This is a genomic window from Pseudocitrobacter sp. 2023LY-00077 (assembly GCF_055796175.1).
Window position 1 is genome coordinate 111,634 of sequence record NZ_JBSPEI010000005.1, and the last position, 20,475, is coordinate 132,108.

Annotated in this window: 24 protein-coding genes; 9 read left to right on the top strand and 15 right to left on the bottom strand. The window is 53.8% G+C overall.

The window, feature by feature from the left end; genetic code table 11:
* The first annotated feature begins 25 nt into the window (after positions 1-25).
* The 4 genes from yrbN (at position 26) to ACWWFX_RS08485 (ending at position 4,229) form a co-directional block, all read left to right on the top strand.
* Positions 26-106, top strand: coding sequence for a protein YrbN (gene yrbN / locus ACWWFX_RS08470; RefSeq protein WP_100249910.1), 81 nt, complete (start codon positions 26-28; stop codon positions 104-106).
* Positions 99-2,060 (top strand): DEAD/DEAH family ATP-dependent RNA helicase, encoded by a 1,962-nt coding sequence (locus ACWWFX_RS08475; RefSeq protein ID WP_473223580.1) that lies wholly within the window; start codon positions 99-101, stop codon positions 2,058-2,060. The genes yrbN and ACWWFX_RS08475 overlap by 8 nt, the downstream gene beginning before the upstream one ends.
* Before the next feature lie 145 nt (positions 2,061-2,205).
* Complete coding sequence (gene mtr / locus ACWWFX_RS08480; protein ID WP_456146566.1) at positions 2,206-3,450, top strand: tryptophan permease; 1,245 nt, start codon at positions 2,206-2,208, stop codon at positions 3,448-3,450.
* Between the two features lie 74 nt (positions 3,451-3,524).
* Positions 3,525-4,229, top strand: coding sequence for a L,D-transpeptidase family protein (locus tag ACWWFX_RS08485; protein WP_276220920.1), 705 nt, complete (start codon positions 3,525-3,527; stop codon positions 4,227-4,229).
* Between the two features lie 81 nt (positions 4,230-4,310).
* On the opposite strand, the gene ACWWFX_RS08490 is transcribed toward ACWWFX_RS08485, so the two are convergent.
* The 3 genes from ACWWFX_RS08490 to ubiU form a co-directional block, all read right to left on the bottom strand.
* The gene (locus tag ACWWFX_RS08490) at positions 4,311-5,318 is read right to left on the bottom strand and encodes a luciferase-like monooxygenase (protein WP_473223581.1); all 1,008 of its coding nucleotides are present in this window, start codon (positions 5,316-5,318) and stop codon (positions 4,311-4,313) included.
* A gap of 144 nt (positions 5,319-5,462) precedes the next feature.
* Entirely contained in the window at positions 5,463-6,341 is an 879-nt protein-coding gene (locus ACWWFX_RS08495; protein ID WP_276220916.1) for a U32 family peptidase, read from the bottom strand.
* 8 nt (positions 6,342-6,349) lie between these two features.
* Positions 6,350-7,345 (bottom strand): ubiquinone anaerobic biosynthesis protein UbiU, encoded by a 996-nt coding sequence (ubiU, locus tag ACWWFX_RS08500; RefSeq protein WP_015962877.1) that lies wholly within the window; start codon positions 7,343-7,345, stop codon positions 6,350-6,352.
* A gap of 205 nt (positions 7,346-7,550) precedes the next feature.
* On the opposite strand from ubiU, the gene ubiT reads away from it, so the two are divergent.
* Both ubiT and ACWWFX_RS08510 read left to right on the top strand, forming a co-directional pair.
* Entirely contained in the window at positions 7,551-8,075 is a 525-nt protein-coding gene (gene ubiT / locus ACWWFX_RS08505; protein WP_015962878.1) for a ubiquinone anaerobic biosynthesis accessory factor UbiT, read from the top strand.
* Positions 8,069-8,572, top strand: a complete 504-nt coding sequence (locus tag ACWWFX_RS08510; RefSeq protein ID WP_276220913.1) for a GNAT family N-acetyltransferase — start codon at positions 8,069-8,071, stop codon at positions 8,570-8,572. The genes ubiT and ACWWFX_RS08510 overlap by 7 nt, the downstream gene beginning before the upstream one ends.
* On the opposite strand, the gene ACWWFX_RS08515 is transcribed toward ACWWFX_RS08510, so the two are convergent.
* Positions 8,559-8,843, bottom strand: a complete 285-nt coding sequence (locus tag ACWWFX_RS08515) for a GIY-YIG nuclease family protein (protein ID WP_108474997.1) — start codon at positions 8,841-8,843, stop codon at positions 8,559-8,561. The genes ACWWFX_RS08510 and ACWWFX_RS08515 overlap by 14 nt on opposite strands.
* Positions 8,844-8,897: 54 nt before the next feature.
* On the opposite strand from ACWWFX_RS08515, the gene ACWWFX_RS08520 reads away from it, so the two are divergent.
* Positions 8,898-9,341, top strand: coding sequence for a YhbP family protein (locus ACWWFX_RS08520; protein ID WP_276220910.1), 444 nt, complete (start codon positions 8,898-8,900; stop codon positions 9,339-9,341).
* Here the strand turns inward: ACWWFX_RS08520 and ACWWFX_RS08525 are convergent.
* Positions 9,321-9,839 carry a type 1 glutamine amidotransferase domain-containing protein gene (locus ACWWFX_RS08525; RefSeq protein WP_473223582.1) on the bottom strand — a complete coding sequence of 173 codons (519 nt, stop codon included), beginning with the start codon at positions 9,837-9,839 and terminating at the stop codon, positions 9,321-9,323. The two genes, ACWWFX_RS08520 and ACWWFX_RS08525, sit on opposite strands and share 21 nt — an antisense overlap.
* 102 nt (positions 9,840-9,941) lie before the next feature.
* Here ACWWFX_RS08525 and ACWWFX_RS08530 point away from each other — a divergent pair, with 102 nt between their 5' ends.
* Positions 9,942-10,586, top strand: a complete 645-nt coding sequence (locus ACWWFX_RS08530; protein WP_473223583.1) for an NAD-dependent epimerase/dehydratase family protein — start codon at positions 9,942-9,944, stop codon at positions 10,584-10,586.
* Between the two features lie 98 nt (positions 10,587-10,684).
* On the opposite strand, the gene dolP is transcribed toward ACWWFX_RS08530, so the two are convergent.
* From dolP to ACWWFX_RS08550, 4 genes are read right to left on the bottom strand one after another with little or no spacing between them, the layout of a single operon-like run.
* A complete protein-coding gene (gene dolP, locus ACWWFX_RS08535) occupies positions 10,685-11,260 on the bottom strand; it encodes a division/outer membrane stress-associated lipid-binding lipoprotein (RefSeq protein WP_276220903.1) in 576 nt (191 codons plus the stop codon).
* Between the two features lie 9 nt (positions 11,261-11,269).
* Positions 11,270-11,860: a DnaA initiator-associating protein DiaA gene (gene diaA, locus ACWWFX_RS08540; protein ID WP_015962885.1), complete on the bottom strand. Its 591-nt coding sequence runs from the start codon at positions 11,858-11,860 to the stop codon at positions 11,270-11,272.
* A gap of 29 nt (positions 11,861-11,889) precedes the next feature.
* Positions 11,890-12,276 (bottom strand): YraN family protein, encoded by a 387-nt coding sequence (locus tag ACWWFX_RS08545; protein ID WP_276220900.1) that lies wholly within the window; start codon positions 12,274-12,276, stop codon positions 11,890-11,892.
* Positions 12,234-14,315, bottom strand: coding sequence for a penicillin-binding protein activator (locus ACWWFX_RS08550; RefSeq protein WP_473223584.1), 2,082 nt, complete (start codon positions 14,313-14,315; stop codon positions 12,234-12,236). Before ACWWFX_RS08550 ends, ACWWFX_RS08545 begins: the two co-directional genes overlap by 43 nt.
* Before the next feature lie 63 nt (positions 14,316-14,378).
* On the opposite strand from ACWWFX_RS08550, the gene rsmI reads away from it, so the two are divergent.
* Complete coding sequence (gene rsmI / locus ACWWFX_RS08555) at positions 14,379-15,242, top strand: 16S rRNA (cytidine(1402)-2'-O)-methyltransferase (protein ID WP_473223585.1); 864 nt, start codon at positions 14,379-14,381, stop codon at positions 15,240-15,242.
* 52 nt (positions 15,243-15,294) lie between these two features.
* Here the strand turns inward: rsmI and ACWWFX_RS08560 are convergent, their stop codons facing one another.
* The 6 genes from ACWWFX_RS08560 to ACWWFX_RS08585 form a co-directional block, all read right to left on the bottom strand.
* Complete coding sequence (locus ACWWFX_RS08560; RefSeq protein WP_473223586.1) at positions 15,295-16,008, bottom strand: galactosamine-6-phosphate isomerase; 714 nt, start codon at positions 16,006-16,008, stop codon at positions 15,295-15,297.
* Positions 16,009-16,019: 11 nt separating this feature from the next.
* Positions 16,020-16,811: a PTS galactosamine transporter subunit IID gene (gene agaD / locus ACWWFX_RS08565; RefSeq protein WP_473223587.1), complete on the bottom strand. Its 792-nt coding sequence runs from the start codon at positions 16,809-16,811 to the stop codon at positions 16,020-16,022.
* Positions 16,801-17,598 (bottom strand): PTS galactosamine transporter subunit IIC, encoded by a 798-nt coding sequence (agaC, locus tag ACWWFX_RS08570; protein ID WP_473223588.1) that lies wholly within the window; start codon positions 17,596-17,598, stop codon positions 16,801-16,803. Before agaC ends, agaD begins: the two co-directional genes overlap by 11 nt.
* A gap of 49 nt (positions 17,599-17,647) precedes the next feature.
* Complete coding sequence (agaB, locus tag ACWWFX_RS08575; protein ID WP_473223589.1) at positions 17,648-18,124, bottom strand: PTS galactosamine transporter subunit IIB; 477 nt, start codon at positions 18,122-18,124, stop codon at positions 17,648-17,650.
* Positions 18,125-18,328: 204 nt separating this feature from the next.
* Entirely contained in the window at positions 18,329-19,201 is an 873-nt protein-coding gene (gene kbaY / locus ACWWFX_RS08580) for a tagatose-bisphosphate aldolase subunit KbaY (protein WP_276220886.1), read from the bottom strand.
* A 12-nt stretch (positions 19,202-19,213) separates the two neighbouring features.
* Positions 19,214-20,368 (bottom strand): SIS domain-containing protein, encoded by a 1,155-nt coding sequence (locus ACWWFX_RS08585; protein ID WP_276220884.1) that lies wholly within the window; start codon positions 20,366-20,368, stop codon positions 19,214-19,216.
* Positions 20,369-20,475 lie beyond the last annotated feature (107 nt).

Genomic DNA, 20,475 nt, shown 5'->3' on the forward strand with positions numbered 1-20,475 from the left:
ACTTTGAGCCGGTTCACACTTTTCAATGAAAATTGCAGATCAATTTCATGATGAGTTATGTAGACTGGCCGCCATTAATATCGAGGCACTTGTACTACATGGCTGAATTCGAAACCACTTTTGCAGATCTGGGCCTGAAGGCTCCTATCCTTGAAGCCCTTAACGATCTGGGTTACGAAAAACCATCTCCGATCCAGGCTGAGTGCATCCCGCACCTGCTGGGCGGTCGTGACGTGCTGGGCATGGCCCAGACAGGTAGTGGTAAAACCGCAGCGTTTTCACTGCCACTGCTAAACAATCTTGATCCTGAGCTGAAAGCACCTCAAATCCTGGTGCTGGCACCGACCCGCGAACTGGCGGTTCAGGTTGCTGAAGCCATGACGGATTTCTCTAAACATATGCGCGGCGTAAACGTGGTTGCCCTGTACGGCGGCCAGCGTTATGACGTGCAGTTACGCGCCCTGCGTCAGGGGCCGCAGATCGTCGTCGGTACGCCGGGTCGTCTGCTGGATCACCTGAAACGCGGCACCCTGGACCTCTCTAAACTGAGCGGTCTGGTTCTGGATGAAGCTGACGAAATGCTGCGCATGGGCTTCATCGAAGACGTTGAAACCATTATGGCGCAGATCCCGGAAGGTCATCAGACCGCTCTGTTCTCTGCAACCATGCCGGAAGCGATTCGTCGCATTACCCGCCGCTTTATGAAAGAGCCGCAGGAAGTGCGCATTCAGTCCAGCGTGACTACCCGTCCTGACATCAGCCAGAGCTACTGGACTGTGTGGGGCATGCGTAAAAATGAAGCGCTGGTACGTTTCCTGGAAGCGGAAGACTTTGATGCGGCGATTATCTTCGTTCGTACCAAAAACGCGACGCTGGAAGTGGCTGAAGCGCTGGAACGTAGCGGCTATAACAGCGCTGCGCTGAACGGTGACATGAATCAGGCGCTGCGTGAGCAGACGCTGGAACGCCTGAAAGATGGTCGTCTGGACATCCTGATTGCGACCGACGTTGCGGCCCGTGGCCTGGACGTTGAGCGTATCAGCCTGGTCGTAAACTACGATATCCCGATGGACTCCGAGTCTTACGTTCACCGTATCGGTCGTACCGGTCGTGCGGGTCGTGCTGGCCGTGCGCTGCTGTTCGTTGAGAACCGTGAGCGTCGTCTGCTGCGCAACATCGAACGCACCATGAAGCTGACTATTCCGGAAGTCGAACTGCCGAACGCAGAACTGCTGGGCAAACGTCGTCTGGAAAAATTCGCCGCGAAAGTACAGCAGCAGCTGGAAAGCAGCGATCTGGATCTCTACCGTGGCCTGCTGGCGAAAATCCAGCCGACTGCAGAAGGCGAAGAGCTGGATATCGAAACGCTGGCCGCAGCACTGCTGAAAATGGCACAGGGCGAACGTACTCTGATCGTTCCGCCAGATGCGCCGATGCGTCCGAAACGCGAATTCCGTGACCGTGATGACCGTGGTCCGCGCGATCGCAGCGATCGTAACGATCGTGCTCCGCGTGGCGACCGTGAAGATCGTCCGCGTCGCGAACGTCGTGAAGCCGGTGATATGGAACTGTATCGCATTGAAGTGGGCCGTGATGATGGCGTTGAAGTTCGTCACATCGTTGGCGCGATTGCCAACGAAGGCGATATCAGCAGCCGTTACATCGGTAACATCAAACTGTTCGGTACGCACTCCACTATCGAACTGCCGAAAGGTATGCCGGGCGAAGTACTGCAGCACTTTACTCGCACCCGCATCCTGAACAAACCGATGAACATGCAGCTGCTGGGCGACGCGCAACCGCGTCCTGAGCGTAGCGGTGGTCGTGGTTTCGGCGGCGAGCGTCGTGAAGGCGGTCGTGGTGAAGGTCGTGGCTTTGGCGGCGAACGTCGTGAAGGCCGTGGTTTCGGTGGTGAGCGTCGTGAAGGTGGCCGTGGTGATGGTCGTCGTTTCAGCGGCGAACGTCGTGACGGTGGCCGTGCGCCGCGTCGTGATGATGCTGCTGCCGCTCCGCGTCGTGATGACTCTTCCAGCCGTCGCCGTTTCGGTGGCGATGCGTAAGAAATCACCGCTTGTTAGCGTAAAGTAAAATATACAGCCCCGGTTGCGAAATCGGGGCTTTTTTTATTCCTTTTGTACTCGTGTACTGGTACATTAGCGCCATGCTAACGTATAGCAAAGAACGATTCACTGGAGATATCGGCAAATGGCGACACTTACCACTACAGCTTCACGACCGTCACTCTTTGGCGGCGTGGTGATCATCGGCGGGACCATTATTGGCGCGGGCATGTTCTCGCTGCCGGTGGTGATGGCCGGTAGCTGGTTCTTCTGGTCGCTGGCGGCGCTGCTTTTCACCTGGTTCTGCATGCTGCATTCCGGGCTGATGATCCTCGAAGCGAACCTCAACTACCGCATCGGCGCGAGCTTCGACACGCTGACCAAAGATCTCCTTGGCAAAGGCTGGAATATCGTCAACGGCATCTCGATTGCCTTTGTACTCTATATTCTGACCTACGCGTATATCTCCGCGAGCGGGTCGATTCTGCATCACACGTTTGCAGAGATGTCGCTGAACGTGCCGGCACGCGTGGGCGGTTTTACCTTCGCTCTGCTGGTGGCCTTTATCGTCTGGATGAGTACCAAAGCGGTTAGCCGCATGACGGCTATCGTACTGGGCGCGAAAGTGATCACTTTCTTCCTGACGTTCGGCAGTCTGCTGGGGCATGTTGAACCTGCGACGCTGTTTAACGTCGCAGAAAGTAATGCGTCTTACACCCCGTATCTGCTGATGACGCTGCCGTTCTGCCTGGCCTCGTTTGGCTACCACGGTAACGTGCCGAGCCTGATGAAGTATTACGGCAAAGATCCGCAGACCATTGTGAAATGCCTGGTTTACGGCACGCTACTGGCGCTGGGTCTGTATGCTATCTGGTTGCTGGGAACGATGGGCAACATTCCGCGTCCGGAATTTATCGGCATCGCCGAGAAAGGCGGGAACATTGATGTGCTGGTACAGGCGCTGAGCGGCGTGCTGAACAGCCGTAGCCTGGACCTGCTGCTGGTGGTGTTTTCTAACTTCGCGGTAGCGAGTTCATTCCTGGGCGTGACGCTGGGCCTGTTCGATTACCTGGCCGATTTGTTTGGCTTTGATGATAGCGCGATGGGTCGTTTTAAAACGGCACTGCTGACCTTCGCACCGCCGATTGTTGGCGGCGTACTGTGGCCGAACGGCTTCCTGCATGCTATTGGCTATGCCGGGCTGGCGGCAACCATCTGGGCCGCGATTGTACCCGCACTGTTGGCCCGCGCATCGCGCAAACGCTTCGGCAGCCCGAAATTCCGCGTCTGGGGCGGCAAGCCGATGATTGCGCTGATTCTGGTCTTCGGTATCGGCAACGCGCTGGTGCACATTCTGTCGAGCTTTAACTTGTTGCCGGTTTATCAGTAATCAGCAAGCCAACGCGACAGACGGCGGGAGCCATTTTATAATGGCCGCCGTCACCCAACGCAGGACGCGTGAAAATGTCTCGTAATGGATTGTTCTCTCTATTTTTATTCGCAGCGGTCATCGCGCTGGGTGTCCACTTTTTCTGGCCCACTCCGCGTGATGAACATGTTTTCATACCGGTCGAACGCCCTGTCTTGCCACCGCCAAAAGTGATTCACCCCGGCGACCAGCTCTTTATTCGCATTCTGAAAGCGGAAGATAAGCTGGAACTGTGGTCGAGTACCAACAATAAGCCTTACGAACTCTACAAAACCTGGACTATATGTGCCTGGTCGGGGGGGCTGGGGCCAAAACACAAGCAGGGAGATGGTAAAAGCCCGGAAGGTTTTTATGCCACCAATAAAGGCTTACTTAACCCAAACAGCCGCTACCATCTTGCGTTTAATATTGGTTACCCGAATGCATACGATCGGGCTAATGGCTATACCGGTGATTTTATTATGGTTCACGGGAACTGCGTCTCCGCAGGCTGTTATGCTATGACCGACGACGGCATTGAAGAGATTTATCAACTGGTTGCACAGGCATTGAATAGCGGGCAAAAGCGCGTGTCGGTGCATATCTTCCCGTTCGCAATGAGCGATGAAAACATGCGAAGGGCAAGAGCATGGCCGGACTATAATTTCTGGCGTATGTTGAAGCCCGGCTATGATTACTTTGAAAAAAACCGTCGACTTCCCACCGTTGTTGTTGAAAACCAGCGCTATAAAATCAGCTGAACAATACCTGATGGCGTTGCGCTCGCGAGCTGGATCATGTGTGCCCGGTAAGCGCAGCGCCACCGGGCACACGAACCATACTTACCCCAACAACTCTTCCTTCACATCCATCGCCAGCCCGAACGAATGCAGACGCGCCTCGCTATCAAAAATCTGCCCGTTAACCATAATTTCATCCGCGTCGGTTTCACGCAGAATTGACTCGAGCCCGTGACGCACTTTCGCTTTATCTCCAACCAGCGACATACTCAGCGCCTGCTGTACGCCATACTGCTCGGACGGCGACCAGTACTGATCCATGTTTTGAATCGGCGGCGGTAGTTGCCCGGTTTCGCCACGGCGCAGTTTCACAAACGCCTGCTGCATGGAGGTGAACAGGAATTCCGCATCGCGATTGCTGTCGGCGGCGATGATATTGATGCACACCATCGCGTAAGGTTTTTCCAACCGTGCGGAAGGTTTGAAATTGGTGCGGTAAAGGTGCAGTGCCTGGAACAGCATATCCGGCGCGAAGTGCGAGGCAAACGCGAACGGCAGGCCAAGCTGTGCCGCAAGCTGCGCGCTGTAGAGGCTTGACCCCAGCAGCCAAACCGGGATTTTCTCGCCGTAGCCGGGAACCGGGCGCACGTGTGGATTGGGATCGCGGGCGTCAAACCAGTCAACCAGCTCCGCCACATCGCGTGGGAAATTATCCACATCACCGCTCATATGACGGCGCAGCGCCATCATGGTGCGCTGGTCGCTGCCAGGCGCGCGGCCCAGCCCTAAATCAATACGACCGGGGTACAACGTATTGAGCGTGCCGAACTGCTCGGCAATGACCAGTGGAGAGTGGTTCGGCAGCATCACGCCGCCGGAACCGAGATGCAGGGTGGTGGTATTCGCTGCCAGATAGCCAATCAGCACTGACGTTGCCGCACTGGCGATGCCGGTCATGTTGTGGTGCTCCGCTAACCAGTAGCGATGATAGCCACGCTTTTCGGCAAGTTTTGCGAGATCGAGAGAACGGGCGAAGGCATCTTTGGCCTGCAACCCTTGCGGGATCGGGGCCAGATCGAGCACCGAGAAAGAAACAGGTTTGTCAGTCATAAAGGCTCACTTTGTTACAGCGTCATCATCAGATTGAAGGTCTTGTTCCAGCCTGGCAGCACAGCGCGCTGTCGGCCAGAAAAGCTGCATCTTTAATACTGCATTAAAAAGTGATGACTGTTGTTAACAAAGTGAGCTTTTTTATCAGGCCTGTAGCTCCAGACCCGCCAGACGTTTCCAGTAACCGTTACAGTCGCTGTTGGCGGTAAGGTTCAGCGGCGCCTGGCCATTTTCGTTGGCGCGGAAGGCATCCAGCATGTCGAACGTCTCGGTGCCCAGCGGCGACAGACGCACGATATCCACCAGACCCTGCATTGACGCCAGCTCATTGCCGAGGTTATAGACATAGCCGCTCATGGTCTGAATACCGTTCAGCACGAAGACCTGCTGGTTTTCCTGCGACAGCACGCTGCGCCCGTTCGGGTATTTGATGCAGCAGGTTTCGCACTCATCTTTCGGCTTATCTTCTGAACGCGCGGTAAAGCAGCGGGCGGAGTAGGCCAGCGGCAGATGACCGTAGCTCAGAACTTCCACTTCAAACTGATTGCGGATGCCCAGCTCTTCACACTGCGTCAGCAGATTCGCCAGCCAGTCGCGAGACAACTCGACCGGCATACACCAACGCATCATGCCCTGTTTCGCCAGCAGACGAAGCGTTACCGCGTTATAGCAGTTCAGCGCATGTCCGGCGACAAACGGCAATTTGCGGTCGGCGCACATATTCACCACGCCGAGGTCGCTCGCTTCCAGCAGGAAGTCGCCGTTCTCAACGTAGCGCTTCAGCTCGCCCAGTTCAGAAGAGGCCTGCACCAGCGCCAGCGTTGACAGCACAATTTGCTTGCCGCTGCCCGCCAGCGATTTCGCCATATCCAGCCAGTCGCCCACTTTGGTGGCGCGGCGCTTGCTACATACCGCTTCGCCCAGATAAATAATATCAGCGCTGCTGGTGGCCGCCTGCTGGTAGAAATCTTCCAGCGTCTCTTTTGGCCAGTAGTACAGCACCGGCCCTAATGAATATTTCATGGTCTTTCCTACTGCCATTTGCGGTGGTACGCGCCAAGCGTGGTTTGTGTGCCTTCGGACATTGAGCCGAGGGTGTCCATCCATGCCGCCTGTGGCACAAAGTTTTGCGGGTCCGCGATGCAGCGATCGATGGCCTGACGCCATACTTTTGCTACCTGGCTGACATAGGCCGGGCTACGCTGGCGACCTTCGATTTTCACCGAGGCAATATTGGCGGCCAGCAGTTCCGGCAGCAGTTCCAGCGTATTCAGACTGGTCGGTTCTTCCAGCGCGTGATAGCGCTCGCCGTCTACCAGATAACGCCCTTTACACAGCGTCGGATACCCGGCGTTCTCGCCGTCCTGGTAGCGGTCAATCAATACTTCATTGAGGCGCGATTCCAGCCCCTGTGGCGTTTGCTGCCAGCGTACATAGCGCGCCGGAGAACACGCGCCGACGGTATTCGGTGATTCACCGGTCAGGTAGGACGACAGATAGCAACGGCCTTCCGCCATAATGCACAGGCTACCGAACGCGAACACTTCCAGCGGAACGGGGGTGACGCGCGCCAGCTGTTTCACCTGGTGGATGGAAAGCACGCGCGGCAGCACCACGCGAGCGACATCGAAATTGCGGTGATAGAAGCGAATTGCTTCTTCATTAGTGGCGGAAGCCTGAACGGAGACGTGGCGCTCAATATGCGGGTAACGTTCTGCCGCGTACTCCAGCATAGCGATGTCCGCGAGGATCAGCGCATCTGCGCCAAGCTGTGCGGCCATGTCTACCGCGCGTTGCCAGCGAACGTAACCGTCCGGGTGCGCGAAGGTATTGATGGCGATATGCAGCTTACGCTTATGCTGGTGCACAAAGCTGACGGCTTCCTGCAGTTTTTTCTCGGTAAAATTCAGACCGGCAAAATGGCGGGCGTTGGTGTCATCTTTCAGCCCGATATAGACAGCATCGGCACCGTTCTCGATGGCCGCCTTAAGCGCCGGGAGATTTCCGGCAGGGCAGAGCAGCTCCATAATTCTTCCTGCAGATAGCGATAATGTTAACGAGGTGGGATTTTAGTTAACCTGGCGGCGATTATTTTTGATTTGAGGCAGACAAAAGCGTATTGATGGCACCAATAATGGTTAGTCTTTACCACATAATTGTTGATTTACGCCGCTATGTCGTTTATCTGATATGGCAAAATAACAGGATTATTGCATTCAGGGAGTAAAGCTTGTGTTGGATAAACTGCGTTCACGTCTGGTTCATGTTGCCCCAACGCTGATGAGCGTGCCGGTGAAATTCACGCCGTTCGCCCTTAAACGTCAGGTGTTGCAGCAGATGCTCAGTTGGCAATTCCGCCAGGCGCTGGCCGATGGTGAGCTTGAGTTTCTCGAAGGTCGCTGGTTAAGCATTGAGGTGCGTGATATTGGCCTGCAATGGTTTACCTCCGTCGAGAACGATCGCCTGATTGTGAGCGAGTCGGCGCAGCCAGATGTGAGCTTTAGCGCGGACGCCAGCGATTTGCTGATGATCGCCGCGCGTAAACAAGATCCTGACACGCTCTTCTTCCAGCGTCGACTGGTCATTGAAGGCGATACGGAGCTGGGTTTGTACGTTAAAAACCTGATGGATGCCATTGAGCTTGAACAGATGCCAAAAGCGCTTCGTGTCATGCTGATGCAGCTGGCGGACTTCGTGGAAGCCGGGCTGAAAACGCCATCAGACTCTAAACACACATCGGTAGGTGAGCCATGCTGATTCGAGTGGAAATTGGGATTGATGCACCGGGGATTGACTCCCTGCTGCGTCGTACCTTCAACGGCGACGGGGAAGCCGATCTTGTGCGCGAGCTGCGCGAAGACGGCTTGATTACCCTCGGACTTGTGGCGACGGATGACGAAGGTCACGTGGTGGGTTACGTGGCATTCAGCCCGGTAAGCGTCGAAGGTGAAGAACTGCAGTGGGTCGGGCTGGCGCCGTTGGCGGTAGATGAAAGCTATCGCGGGCAAGGGCTGGCGCGCCAGATGGTCTATGAAGGCCTCGATTCTCTGAACGAGTTCGGTTATGCCGCGGTCGTCACGCTGGGCGAGCCCGCGTTGTACAGCCGTTTTGGCTTCGAACGCGCCGCACAGTACGACTTACGCTGCCGCTGGCCGGGCACGGAAGACGCGTTTATGGTTCATCGTCTGGCGGATGATGCGCTGAACGGCGTGCACGGCCTGGTCGAGTATTCCGATCACTTTAATCGTTTTTAAGGCCGCTTAGCAGGGCTTCAAACGACTCTTCTCCAGCAACGAGGCGCTCTTTCTGGCGCTTCGTTAGCTGTTTAATGCGATATTCCAGCCGCAAAGCCAGTGAGTGCTCACCAACCTCGCCAGAAAATGCCAGCGTCAGTTCACCCTTGCCGCGTAGCGCTTTTGCGCCTTTTCCGCTTTGATGCTGCTGAAAGCGACGCGCTACGTCGGTGGTGATCCCGGTATAGAGTTTGTTATCCGCCGAGCGGACCAGATAAAGAAACCAGGGCACGAGTTGAAACCTGTATAGTAACGTGAACGCACCTTAGCATAACGGAGAGAAAAGATGGAAACGCTTGCTGCCATTAGCCGCTGGCTGACAAAACAACACGTTGTAAGCTGGTGTGTGGCGAGTGAAGGCGAACTCTGGTGTGCGAATGCATTCTTCGTGTATGACGCCGACCGTGTCGCGTTTTATCTTCTCAGCGATACCACCACCCGCCACGGCCAGATGACCGGTACGCGCGCGCCCGTTGCCGGAACGGTTAACGGCCAGCCGAAAACGGTGGCGCTGATTCGCGGCGTGCAGTTCAAGGGCGAGATTCGGCTGCTGGAAGGTGAAGAGAGCGACGAGAAGCGCGCGTTGTATAACCGCCGCTTCCCGGTCGCCAGAATGTTGTCAGCACCCGTGTGGGAAATTCGCCTTGATGAACTCAAGTTTACTGACAACACGCTGGGCTTCGGTAAAAAACTGCATTGGCTACGGGAATCAGGCGCCCAGCAGGCGTAACGCTTCCCGGTTAAATGCCGGTAAATCATCTGGCGTCCGGCTGGTTACCAGTTGGTCATTATCGACCACCACTTCCTGGTCGTAAAAATCCGCCCCGGCATTTTTCACATCCACTACAATAGGTTTCACAGCGGTGAGCTTGCGCCCGCGCACCACATCAGCGCTGATCAACAGTTGCGGCCCGTGGCAGATGGCGAAAACCGGTTTGCCGGCGTTAACAAAATCGCGGGTGAAGGTGACAAAACGATCGTCGCCGCGCAGGTAGTCTGGCGAGTGGCCGCCTGGCAGCAGCAGAGCATCAAACTCCGCAGGGCTTACCTGGTCAATGGCGGCGTCAATCTTCACTTTCGCTTCGCCACGTTTACCCGTCACGGTGTTACCGGCCAGCTTCTCAATGGTGATAACCTGATGGCCCGCTTTGCGAAACGCATCGGCGGGAGAGGTAAACTCTGAATCTTCAAACTCGTCGGTGATCAAGACGGCTATTTTCTTGCTCATGATTCCTCCATGGTTTTGGCTTCAGAAAAAATCCTGCGAACTATACAGTCTGGGGCAGGACGACGAGATTACAAGGGTGAAAAATCCGTAAAGGGGATATGAATGAGTCAGGTATTGATAACCGGCGCTACCGGGTTAGTTGGTGGTCACTTACTGCATCTTCTGCTTCAGGAACCGCATATCTACTCGATTGCCGCCCCTACGCGCCGCCCGCTTGAAGGATTTCCCGAAGTCTTTAATCCGTACGATCCGCAGTTGAGCGACGCGCTCGCGCAGGTCACGACGCCAATTGATATCGTGTTCTGTTGTCTGGGTTCGACGATGCGTGAGGCGGGCTCAAAAGAGGCGTTCATTCAGTCGGATTACACTCTGGTGGTCGATACGGCGCTTACCGGTTTGCGACTGGGGGCGAAGCATATGCTGGTGGTGAGCGCGATGGGCGCCAATGCGCATTCACCCTTTTTCTATAACCGCGTCAAAGGTGAGATGGAAGATGCGCTGATTGCGCAGCAGTGGCCACGACTGACCATTGCCCGGCCATCCATGCTGGTGGGGGAACGCCATAAAAAACGCCTCAACGAGTCGCTGCTGGCCCCGCTGTTTGGTTTCCTGCCTGGGAACTGGAAGTCGATCAAGGCGTGCGATGTGGCGCAGGCAATGCTGACGGAAGCGTTATCACCGGAGCGGGAACCCGTCACCATTTTGAAGTCAGGGGAGTTGCGCGACATCGCGCGGCGAGCAGTGTAGGCCGGATAAGGCGTTTACGCCGCTATCCGGCAATTACGCTGCACGGTGCCTGATGGCGCTACGCTTATCAGGCCTACGGTTGACGCAGGCCTGAGCGGTTACTGAATATAGGTAAACGCCGTTGTGACGCGTTTCACTCCGCTAACGCGGCTGGCGATATCCGCGGCGGCTTTGCCTTCACGGTCTGTCACCACGCCCATCAGGAACACTTCACCGTTTTCCGTCGTGACCTTCACGTTTGATGATTTCACCTGATCGGTCGTCAGCAACTGGGAGCGTACTTTCGTTGTGATCCAGGTATCCGTTGACGCAGTGCCCAGGCTAATTGGCGCACCCTGACGAATTTCGTTGAAAACTTCGGTGGTGCCCTCTACGCCCATAGCGATTTGCTTGGCCTGAGCCGCCAGCCCGGTATTCGGCGCCTGACCGACCAGCAACACTTTGCCCTGGTATGCCGTCACGTTGATGCGCGCTTCTTTCTTAATTTGTTCGTCTTTCGACAACGCGGTGTTTACGCGTAGCTCCAGCGTGCCATCGTCAACCTGTGTTCCCACAGTACGCGGGTCGGTTGCCGCTTTCGTGCCTACCGCTGCGCCGCCAACCACGGCAGCGGCGACGCATCCCTGAAGCAGCAGCGCGGAAATAAGGACTGCGACGGGCGAGAATGCCTTCATATGTACTCCTTAATCGTCCTGGTGTGGGAAAAGCGTGTTATCAATCAGATCGCATAAGCAATTCACCGTCAGCATGTGCATTTCCTGAATGCGCGCGCTGCGGTGGGAAGGGATGCGAATTTCCACATCCTGCTGACCGAGTAAACCGGCCAGTTCACCACCGTCGTAGCCGGTTAACGCCACAATGGTCATATCACGCGTCACGGCAGCTTCTACCGCTTTCACGATGTCGCGGCTGTTGCCACGCGTTGAAATTGCCAGTAACACATCTCCGGCATGACCCAGCGCGCGCACCTGCTTGGCGTAAATCTCATCGTGTAAGCGATCGTTTGCGATCGCCGTTAAGACCACATTATCTGCATTAAGTGCAATCGCGGGTAAACCAGGGCGCTCGGTTTCGAAACGATTGATCATACAGGCAGCAAAATGCTGTGCGTTGGCGGCGGATGATCCGTTACCACAACAGAGAATTTTGTTGCCATTGAGCAGTGACTGCACAAGGGTCATAGCGGCTCGGGAGATAGCATCCGGGAGGGCTTCTGCCGCTGCAATTTGCGTTTGAATGCTTTCAGTGAAGCAAACTTTAATTCTTTCGAGCACGATTTCCCTTTAAATTCTTGATGTTGCTATTAGCTAAATGCGTTTTTAAGCCATTCGATCTCATTGCCTGTGAAGGCTACCACATCGAAACGGCAATCCACAGTATCAAAACTCCCATTGTGACGGGCGAGCCACAATTGAGCAGTGTGTAATAATTTATGTTGCTTGCTCCGGGTTACGCTGGCGGCAGCGCCACCATACGCACCGGAAGTACGATAACGGACTTCCACAAAAACCGTTACCGTGCCGTCGCGCATAATCAGGTCGATTTCGCCGCCGCGATCGCGAAAGTTGGCGGCGATGAATGTTAGCCCCTGATGTTCCAGCCAGCGACGCGCACGAAGTTCCGCCGCGTCGCCAGTCTGTTTCGTGGTTAGTTTGCTGAAACGACCTGACCCTGTTGGTATTTGAGCCATGATAACTTCCTGTTAATCACGCAATCCTGAGTTGCCGTCAAATCGCCGGTGTTGCCATTCAGCTCAAAGCCCGGCACCTGGCGCATTTGCGAGAAATGATTCGCCAGCGACCAGGCATCTGCGCCCATTGCATACAGGCGCGCCAGGGAATAGTCGTTATTCACCGCACGCAGTGCCTGCTGCATCAGAGATGGGTTGCTGCCCGCCAGCATCGGAATCTCACTGTACTGCAAGCCTTCCATCTCTAAACGGAAATCGGGCCCGGCGACGCCCTGCGCGCTGCGCGAGCTGGCATACAGCGTTGCGCCACCCTGGCTGCCGTTACGCATGGCGATCATCGGCTTGATGAACGCAATTTCCTGCGCGGTCGCCACGATGTACGCGGCATCCACTTTACCACCGCTGCTGATTTGCGCATCGCTCGGCGGTGCCGGAATCGTTAAATCACCAATCGTCACGCTCTGCGGTTGATTCTGGCTGGTGGTGACCGGGCTGCCGGTCAGTGCAATACCGGAGCCGCCGTTCACGCCGCCGCGCAGCTCAGACAGGGAACCAAATTTCTGCTGTAGCACGGTACCGCCGCCCAGCGATTGCCACTCTTCTGCGAAGGCGCGCGTCACACGGTCGCCCAGTGCGCTGCGCGGAACCAGCAGCAGCGGAGCCTGTTTACCCTGCTCATGAATATGACGCGCGGCGTCGCGCGCTTCATCTTCCGGAGAGAGCGCGAAGTAGCAGACGTTCGCACGGTTGGTGACTGACTCCGGCTGGTTAAGCGCCAGCACGTTCAGCGGCGTATTGCTTTTCAGCAGGTCGTCGACATTGTTTTTCAACAGCGGGCCGACGACCAGCGTGACGCCATCCTGCTGAGCCTGCGTCAGAATCTGGCTCATGGGCTGCGTGGTGGTGTCATAAATTTTCAGCTCGGCGGACGGATTCGCAGCAGCGGGCTGGGCCGCAGGCGTTGCAGGTGCGGTTGCGGCTGGCGCTTGTTCTTGCTGCTGTGGTGCGGCGGTGACGGATTGCACCGGTGCTTGTGCAGGCGCTGGGGCCTGTACTGGGTGCGTCTGCGGTGTCGTCAGGTCAGTGACTTCGGCCTGAGACGGGCTCACCACGTCATTCGTCGATGCCGCCTGTGCAACTTGTTCCGGCACCGCGCTGCCGCTTACCGGAGAAATCCCGTTTTTCGCGGCTTCAAAACCTTGCTGAATGGCGCGGCCAAACACCGCTGCCTGACCATTTAACGGCAGAAGCAGGGCGATCTTATTGGTCGATGCGGGTTTAAAGCTCTGGACGTTCACCAGTTGGGTCGGGAGCAGTTTTGCGCCAGGATTCTGCGGATAGCGGGTCTGCCAGTCTTTGATCCCGGCTTTCATCATATCGGCATCGCTACGGTTATCGAACCAGACGCGTTGCAGATCGAGCCAACCCTGTAACACGTTTTCATCGGCGTTAATCACCAGCGCGTTGGCCTGATCCTGCGTCATTGCGGAAAGCGCCTGCCAGGTGGCATCGATATTTTTCTGTTTTTCCGGTACGGCTTTCAGCAGCGGTTCTTGCGCGATTAATGCACGCAGCAGCGTAAGGGTGGGTTTCCCTTGCTGCGAGGCGATGCCGTCGGCCCAGAAGCGAATCTGCTGATTGTTGCTTAGACCATTCGGGTCGATTTTTGCCAGCAGCGCTTCCGCGCCTTTGAAATCCTGCTGTGCGAGTTTGATCTCAACGGCCAGCAGCGACTGCTCCAGACGCTGCTCATCGTTAAGCTCTTTCGGTAACTGGCCGAACAGTTCCATTGCCTGCTGGCTCTTACCTTCTTTCAGCAGTGCACGAATGGCGAGTAATTGCCAGTTGGTCTTGCTATCATTCGCACTCTGCTGCATCTGCTGCAGGTAATAACCCGAGTCCGCTTGTGCGGTTCCCTCTAAATGGGATGCACTCTGGTCCTGTGTTTGCTGGGTGCCACAGCCGGCGAAAAGTAATGCCGCCAGAACAACAGGCAGGCAGCGCGTGGCTTTAGAACGAAGAAATGTTGACGGTACCATATGTATCCAGTGATATTTTTTTGGCTCAATGCTCAATATTAAATCGGCAATACGGATGAAACAATGAAACAACACGAATCAGCTGAGAATTCTGAAGGTCAGCTCTATATTGTACCCACTCCTATCGGGAATCTGGCTGATATCACCCAACGTGCATTAAACGTATTACAAGCCGTTGATTTAATTGCCGCTGAGGATACGCGTCACACCGGTTTACTGCTGCAACACTTTGCGATTAACGCCCGTTTGTTTGCGCTTCACGACCACAATGAACAACAAAAAGCCGAAACGCTGGTGGCGAAGCTGAAAGAGGGGCAAAACATTGCGCTGGTTTCCGATGCGGGCACGCCGCTGATTAACGATCCTGGCTATCATCTTGTGCGTACCTGTCGTGAAGCGGGCATCCGCGTTGTCCCGCTGCCGGGGCCGTGTGCTGCTATCGCCGCACTGAGCGCCGCCGGTCTGCCTTCGGACCGTTTCTGCTATGAAGGCTTCCTGCCGGCCAAATCAAAAGGTCGTCGCGACGCGCTGAAAGCTATCGAAGAAGAAACGCGCACGCTGATTTTTTATGAGTCAACACACCGTCTGTTAGATAGCCTGGAAGATATTGTCGCGGTATTGGGCGAATCTCGCTACGTGGTTCTGGCCCGTGAGCTGACTAAAACCTGGGAATCTATTCACGGCGCGCCGGTAGGTGAACTGTTGGCGTGGGTGAAGGAAGATGAAAACCGTCGCAAAGGCGAGATGGTGCTGATTGTCGAAGGCCATAAAGCGCAGGAAGATGACTTGCCCGCCGATGCGCTGCGCACGCTGGCGCTGTTACAGGCAGAACTGCCGCTGAAGAAAGCGGCGGCCCTGGCTGCGGAAATTCACGGCGTGAAAAAGAATGCGTTGTATAAGTATGCGCTGGAGCACCAGGGCGATTAAGACGAATTGACCAGGTTGCGGCTCCAGATTAAGCCGCAACCCGACAGGCGTTCTATCTCACGATTGACCCATCAACCAGACACGTTAATTTCTCATGCAACCACAGCAATGAGGCTGGTGTTAGCGTACTTATCCTTTTTGACATAAACCGTTCAAAAGCATCCTGTTTTCCCTCTCCTGCAATCAGCATAAGAACTTCTCTGGCGCTCATGATTTCTTTTAGCCCTAACGTAATACCGAATTCAACGGGAATACCTGCTTGTTGCAGCATGTCATGACCCCGCGTTTTATCATCAAGCTTGCTGATGTGGCAGAACGGTTCGAGAGTCGGCGAAGGTTCATTCAGACCCAGGTGACCATTTTTACCCAGCCCCAGAACACAGAGATCCAGCCCGCCGCGTTGGGCAATTTGATGCGTCACACGCAGACATTCTGTTTCATCAATCCCTTCAGATCGAAAACCGATTAGCTGGTCTGCCCGTAACGCCAGAGGCTCTATAACGTGCTGTTGCAGGAAATGCTCACAGGTTCCTGGTGTCTCTAAGGGTAAACCCACCCACTCATCCAGTTTTACAAAGGTCACTTTGCTGATATCTATCCTGCGCTGGCGGATTTTCTCTACCAGATAATGATAGGTAAGCAGCGGCGTCGCGCCGGTAGCAAGGCAAATGACGGCGTCCGGTTTATTTTCAATGCAGGCAAGCAACAGTTCGCTGGCTTGTTGGCTCAAAACGTCATAGTGACTACAGACATTAATTTTCTGCATGATGATAGGTCCTAAAGAATGCCCAGTGCTGAGGCGAGGATTGCCAGTACGAACGTCACGCCAATCAGTAATACCGGGTGTGATTTTTTCACCCGCAGGAAGTAGTACATCAGTAGCGTATAGCCCAGAGGCAGAATATTCGGGAAGACTTTGTCGAAGAAGTCCTGCTGGAGCGCGACTTTATGAGTGGCATCAATAGCGAACGTGGTGATCACATTTATGTGCACGTAGGAGGCAATCAAGCCACCGATGACGGTGATCCCGAGGATCGTCGCGGAACGGGCAATCATTTGCGAGTTCTCGCGCACTTTGTCGATCGCTTTGATGCCCAGCGTATAGCCGATATGCGTCCAGCCTACTCGCAGGAAGAAAACCCCCAGATAGACGGCGAAAAAGAGTATTGGCCCGAGCAGGTTTCCCTGACTGGCAAAAGATGAACAGATCCCGGCCATAATCGGTAACAACGTAAACCAGAAAATAGCGTCGCCAATCCCGGCAATGGGCCCGAACAATGCAACCTTTAACCCTTTGATGGTGCTGCGATCTTCTTTATTTTCCTCCATGGAGATTAACAGGCCCATCAGGAAGCCCACCAGGTTAGGGTGAGTGTTAATAAACTCGAGGTTATCCTTCATTGCCGCGCTTAACCCGGCCTTGTCGTCCTTATAGATTTTCTTTAGCAGCGGTAACATTGCCCAGGTAAAGCCGCCGGCCTGCATACGTTCATAGTTAAAGCTGGCCTGAAGCAAAGAGGAGCGAAACCCTAAGCGGGTAATATCTTTTTTGCTAATTTCAGATCCCATTGCTGTAGTCCTCTGTTGATTCACTTTTCTGCACGACTTGCGCCGCGGCTTTCGTTTTTGCGTTGAAGAATTCCCAGATAGCAAAGCCTGCGCCGAGCACCGCAACCGGTAGTAAGTTGTTGACTGGGATAAAGCAAACAAACAGGAACCCGGCTATCAGGTAAGGCGTGAACTGGACCTTAAACATCACGCGTAACAGCAGGCCGAAACCGACAGCAGGCAGGATGCCGCCAGCGACTTCAAATCCATGTGTTAACCAGCCAGGCATGGCCTTAACCAGTGATTGCATCGCCCCCTGCGCCAGATAAGTGCACAGAAAAGCGAGTAGGGCATATGAGCTGGCGACAATCAGCATGGTCGTCCAGTTAAGCCTTGAAAAAGCTCCCGTGTTCGCTTCCTCTGCACAGCGGTCAGCTTTAGCCATAAACAACGAGAATGCTGAGTAGAAAAAGAGAATGATGTATTGCATCAGCAGGCTGAAGGGGAGACCGAGGCCAATCGCCGTTTTGGCATCGACGCCAGTGGAGTAGGCAATAACGGTGGTCATCAATCCGGCCATAATGGGGTTCGGAGGTTGAACACCGCCCGCAGGTGTAAGACCCGCAAAGGCCAGTTCGGTTAATCCACCCGTGATAAGCCCCGTTTGAATATCTCCCAGAATGGCACCGGTTAACGTACAAACGATAATGGGACGAAAAAGGAAAAGTGCTTCCAGCCAAAAATCAATGCCCAGGAAGAACACTAATGTGGCAAGGGATATCCCTTGCATTAATGTAATTTCATGCATATCAATGCCTCATAAATCAGTGATGTCGGGTTGAATATCGAGAGAACATTTACTCAGGTATGTTTTCCTTTTGATCTCCGGGGACGTCCTGAATAAAAACATTAATATTATTTTTCTTAATAAACTGTAAGTCTTCTAAATCTTGACTATTGATATAAACTTTATTGCTGATCTGACGTTTACCCTCAGAGAAATGCATATTCCCCACGTTAACTTCTTTTAACGGCACGCCGCCTTCAACGAGTTTTCGTACCGTAGCGGGTGTGCGACAGATGAGGAATATTTTTTGATGTGGCGCGGCCTTACCAATGACGTTAATGGTTTTCTCTATAGAGAAAAATCGAATGCCGAAACCATAGGTGTCTGCGGTCATACCCATGAGCTTTTGCTGAATGTCATCACCCGCCACCTCATCATCAACAACGACTAACAGATTCGCTCCGATGGTCGATGTCCAGGTCACACCAACCTGACCATGAACTAAACGGTTATCGATACGTGTTAATAAAATATTTGGGGAGCTCATATTATGTTTTCCTGTCATATAAATTTATTGTAATATAAAAATGGTGAATATTTATGTGTGACTTGCAGGGACTCAGCGTTTCTAATTACGTACCTCTACGTAACTTTATCAAAAATAGCGTTATCCAGTGATTGCCAGATAACGCTCGCTAATTTTATGCTTTAATGCAACGTCAGTTTTTTAAATATAGAGTTAAGCAAGGGTTTAATTAACTGACTCAACAAGTAGTTTTTGTGCTGATCCACAGACGGTAATTTTGTTTCTGACAATTTCTTTCATTGCATCCATCCCTACGCGCATATAATACCGAGGGTCATTACCATCAGGATTTTCGCTAAACCACTTTTTAACTGCTGCGGCAAAAGCAATTTTCAATTCTGTTGCAACATTAACTTTGCAAATACCCAGCTCAATGGCGCGTCTGACATACTCGTCTGGAACATCACTCGCGCCATGAAGAACTAACGGAATATCAACCACTTCACGAATTTTGGCGAGTCTGGCAAAGTCAATTTTTGGGCGTTGTTTATATAAACCATGTGCTGTTCCTATCGCAACGGCCAGGCTATCTACCCCGGTCAGTTCCACAAATTGACGGGCCTCTTGCGGGTCGGTAAGAAAAGCGCTTTCTGCATCGACGCTCATGTCATCTTCGACGCCACCCAGGCGACCAAGCTCGGCTTCAACGCTGCAATCGTGGCGATGGCAGAAATCGACGACCGATTTTACTAAACGGACATTCTCTTCAAACGGATAGTGGCTGCCGTCGATCATTGCGCTGCGTACGCCAGCATCAACTTTGCAGCGGATATCATCAAGTTTTTCATGATGATCGAGATGGAGAGCGAGGGGGATATCGTAGCTTGCTGAGTAGGCTTCACACAGCGCGTAAATCTCTTCAAAAGCGATGTGTTTGAAGGTACCCGGCGTTCCGGCCAGGATAACCGGCGATCGAAGTTCACTACATACTTCCAGGATCGCCTGAATGGTTTCGGCGTTATGAATATTGAATGCGGGAACGGCGTAACCTTTTTCCTGGGCATCCTGAAGCAGGTATTTCGTCGAGATAATTGCCATTTGTCAGACCTCTCATGCGTTCCAGGGATGAATATTGACGCCCTGAACTACACGGTTTACGGTTCCGTTAGCCGAAGGGGAGTCGGGGGTAATTCCGGCTTTTAGCGATTCCGAAAGTGCAAAAATTTGCGCGTAGATAAGGAAACAAAAGGCCTGTTCAACATCATGGAAATGGCGAGCGGGAGGAAGGTAGAAATGTGGGCCCGCGTCGATCGCCGGATGCCTCTCAGCAGAGATCGCGATGACGCGCATTGCTTGCTTGTCATTACGCAATTCGGTCAGAAGATCCAGATCGTACTGACGGGTGTACGGATGGCTTGAAATCATCACAACCACCAGCGTTTCCCCGTCGACCAATGATTTTGGTCCATGGCGAAAACCCGTAGGGGAATCGTAGAAGGCCGCCAGCTTGCCCGCGGTAAGCTCGAGAACTTTCAGCGCTGATTCGCGTGCTACGCCTTGTAATCCGCCACTGCCAAGGTAGACGATGCGTTTAAAAGGAAGATCGCCGAAGGGATGGGAATGGAATTCGCCCAGAGATTCAATAATCTGCTGGCAGCGTTCAGAGACTGCGCAAAAGCTGGCAAGATTAATCACTTCCGGGGCGAAAACGGCGAGGCAACTTGCCATCATTGTGGTGATGCTGCTGGTCATAGCAAAGCCACGATCGTGCGTTTCAGCAGGCATCAACAGCGCGTATGCCCGAGGATTATTATGAGCATCCTGGTAAAGTGCGCCAGCATCGTTACAGGTAATCATCAAATGGTAGCTGTTATCGATCATTTGATTGGCCAACTCAACGGCCGCCACGCTTTCCGGGCTGTTGCCGGATCGCGCAAAAGAGACCAGCAGCGTTGTGCGATCTTTACTGAAATGATCCATCGGATTACTCACGATATCAGTGGTCGGTACGGCAACGATATCAAGCTGAGTATGGCGGGCCAGCCAGGGCGCGATAATATCGCCAATAAAGGCAGAGGTTCCGGCTCCCGTGAGAATGATTTTTACGTTCCCGTCGTTCAGAACAGGCTTTAGAAAAGCCGCTATTTCGCACCGTTGGTTATCAAGGTTGTTGAGTGCTTTCAGCCAGGTCTCTGGTTGTTGGCGAATCTCTTCCTCCGTCCAGGTGGGTGCCGCCGTTGCATTGATATCCAGTGTTTCACTCATCACATCATCCTTAGCAGTAGCCATTCAGGAAATTACAGTGAGGGAATTGACCTTTCATTTCATTTCACTGCTTCTTTCGTTTCTTTTCCTAAAATCTATAGAAAAGA

What these genes read in the sequence shown, in the direction of transcription:
- yrbN (WP_100249910.1), top strand. Translation starts at nt 26, where the DNA reads ATGAAAATTGCAGATCAATTTCATGATGAGTTATGTAGACTGGCCGCC.
- ACWWFX_RS08475 (WP_473223580.1), top strand. Translation starts at nt 99, where the DNA reads ATGGCTGAATTCGAAACCACTTTTGCAGATCTGGGCCTGAAGGCTCCT.
- mtr (WP_456146566.1), top strand. Translation starts at nt 2,206, where the DNA reads ATGGCGACACTTACCACTACAGCTTCACGACCGTCACTCTTTGGCGGC.
- ACWWFX_RS08485 (WP_276220920.1), top strand. Translation starts at nt 3,525, where the DNA reads ATGTCTCGTAATGGATTGTTCTCTCTATTTTTATTCGCAGCGGTCATC.
- ACWWFX_RS08490 (WP_473223581.1), bottom strand. Translation starts at nt 5,318, where the DNA reads ATGACTGACAAACCTGTTTCTTTCTCGGTGCTCGATCTGGCCCCGATC.
- ACWWFX_RS08495 (WP_276220916.1), bottom strand. Translation starts at nt 6,341, where the DNA reads ATGAAATATTCATTAGGGCCGGTGCTGTACTACTGGCCAAAAGAGACG.
- ubiU (WP_015962877.1), bottom strand. Translation starts at nt 7,345, where the DNA reads ATGGAGCTGCTCTGCCCTGCCGGAAATCTCCCGGCGCTTAAGGCGGCC.
- ACWWFX_RS08510 (WP_276220913.1), top strand. Translation starts at nt 8,069, where the DNA reads ATGCTGATTCGAGTGGAAATTGGGATTGATGCACCGGGGATTGACTCC.
- ACWWFX_RS08520 (WP_276220910.1), top strand. Translation starts at nt 8,898, where the DNA reads ATGGAAACGCTTGCTGCCATTAGCCGCTGGCTGACAAAACAACACGTT.
- ACWWFX_RS08525 (WP_473223582.1), bottom strand. Translation starts at nt 9,839, where the DNA reads ATGAGCAAGAAAATAGCCGTCTTGATCACCGACGAGTTTGAAGATTCA.
- ACWWFX_RS08530 (WP_473223583.1), top strand. Translation starts at nt 9,942, where the DNA reads ATGAGTCAGGTATTGATAACCGGCGCTACCGGGTTAGTTGGTGGTCAC.
- dolP (WP_276220903.1), bottom strand. Translation starts at nt 11,260, where the DNA reads ATGAAGGCATTCTCGCCCGTCGCAGTCCTTATTTCCGCGCTGCTGCTT.
- ACWWFX_RS08545 (WP_276220900.1), bottom strand. Translation starts at nt 12,276, where the DNA reads ATGGCTCAAATACCAACAGGGTCAGGTCGTTTCAGCAAACTAACCACG.
- ACWWFX_RS08550 (WP_473223584.1), bottom strand. Translation starts at nt 14,315, where the DNA reads ATGGTACCGTCAACATTTCTTCGTTCTAAAGCCACGCGCTGCCTGCCT.
- rsmI (WP_473223585.1), top strand. Translation starts at nt 14,379, where the DNA reads ATGAAACAACACGAATCAGCTGAGAATTCTGAAGGTCAGCTCTATATT.
- ACWWFX_RS08560 (WP_473223586.1), bottom strand. Translation starts at nt 16,008, where the DNA reads ATGCAGAAAATTAATGTCTGTAGTCACTATGACGTTTTGAGCCAACAA.
- agaD (WP_473223587.1), bottom strand. Translation starts at nt 16,811, where the DNA reads ATGGGATCTGAAATTAGCAAAAAAGATATTACCCGCTTAGGGTTTCGC.
- agaC (WP_473223588.1), bottom strand. Translation starts at nt 17,598, where the DNA reads ATGCATGAAATTACATTAATGCAAGGGATATCCCTTGCCACATTAGTG.
- agaB (WP_473223589.1), bottom strand. Translation starts at nt 18,124, where the DNA reads ATGAGCTCCCCAAATATTTTATTAACACGTATCGATAACCGTTTAGTT.
- kbaY (WP_276220886.1), bottom strand. Translation starts at nt 19,201, where the DNA reads ATGGCAATTATCTCGACGAAATACCTGCTTCAGGATGCCCAGGAAAAA.
- ACWWFX_RS08585 (WP_276220884.1), bottom strand. Translation starts at nt 20,368, where the DNA reads ATGAGTGAAACACTGGATATCAATGCAACGGCGGCACCCACCTGGACG.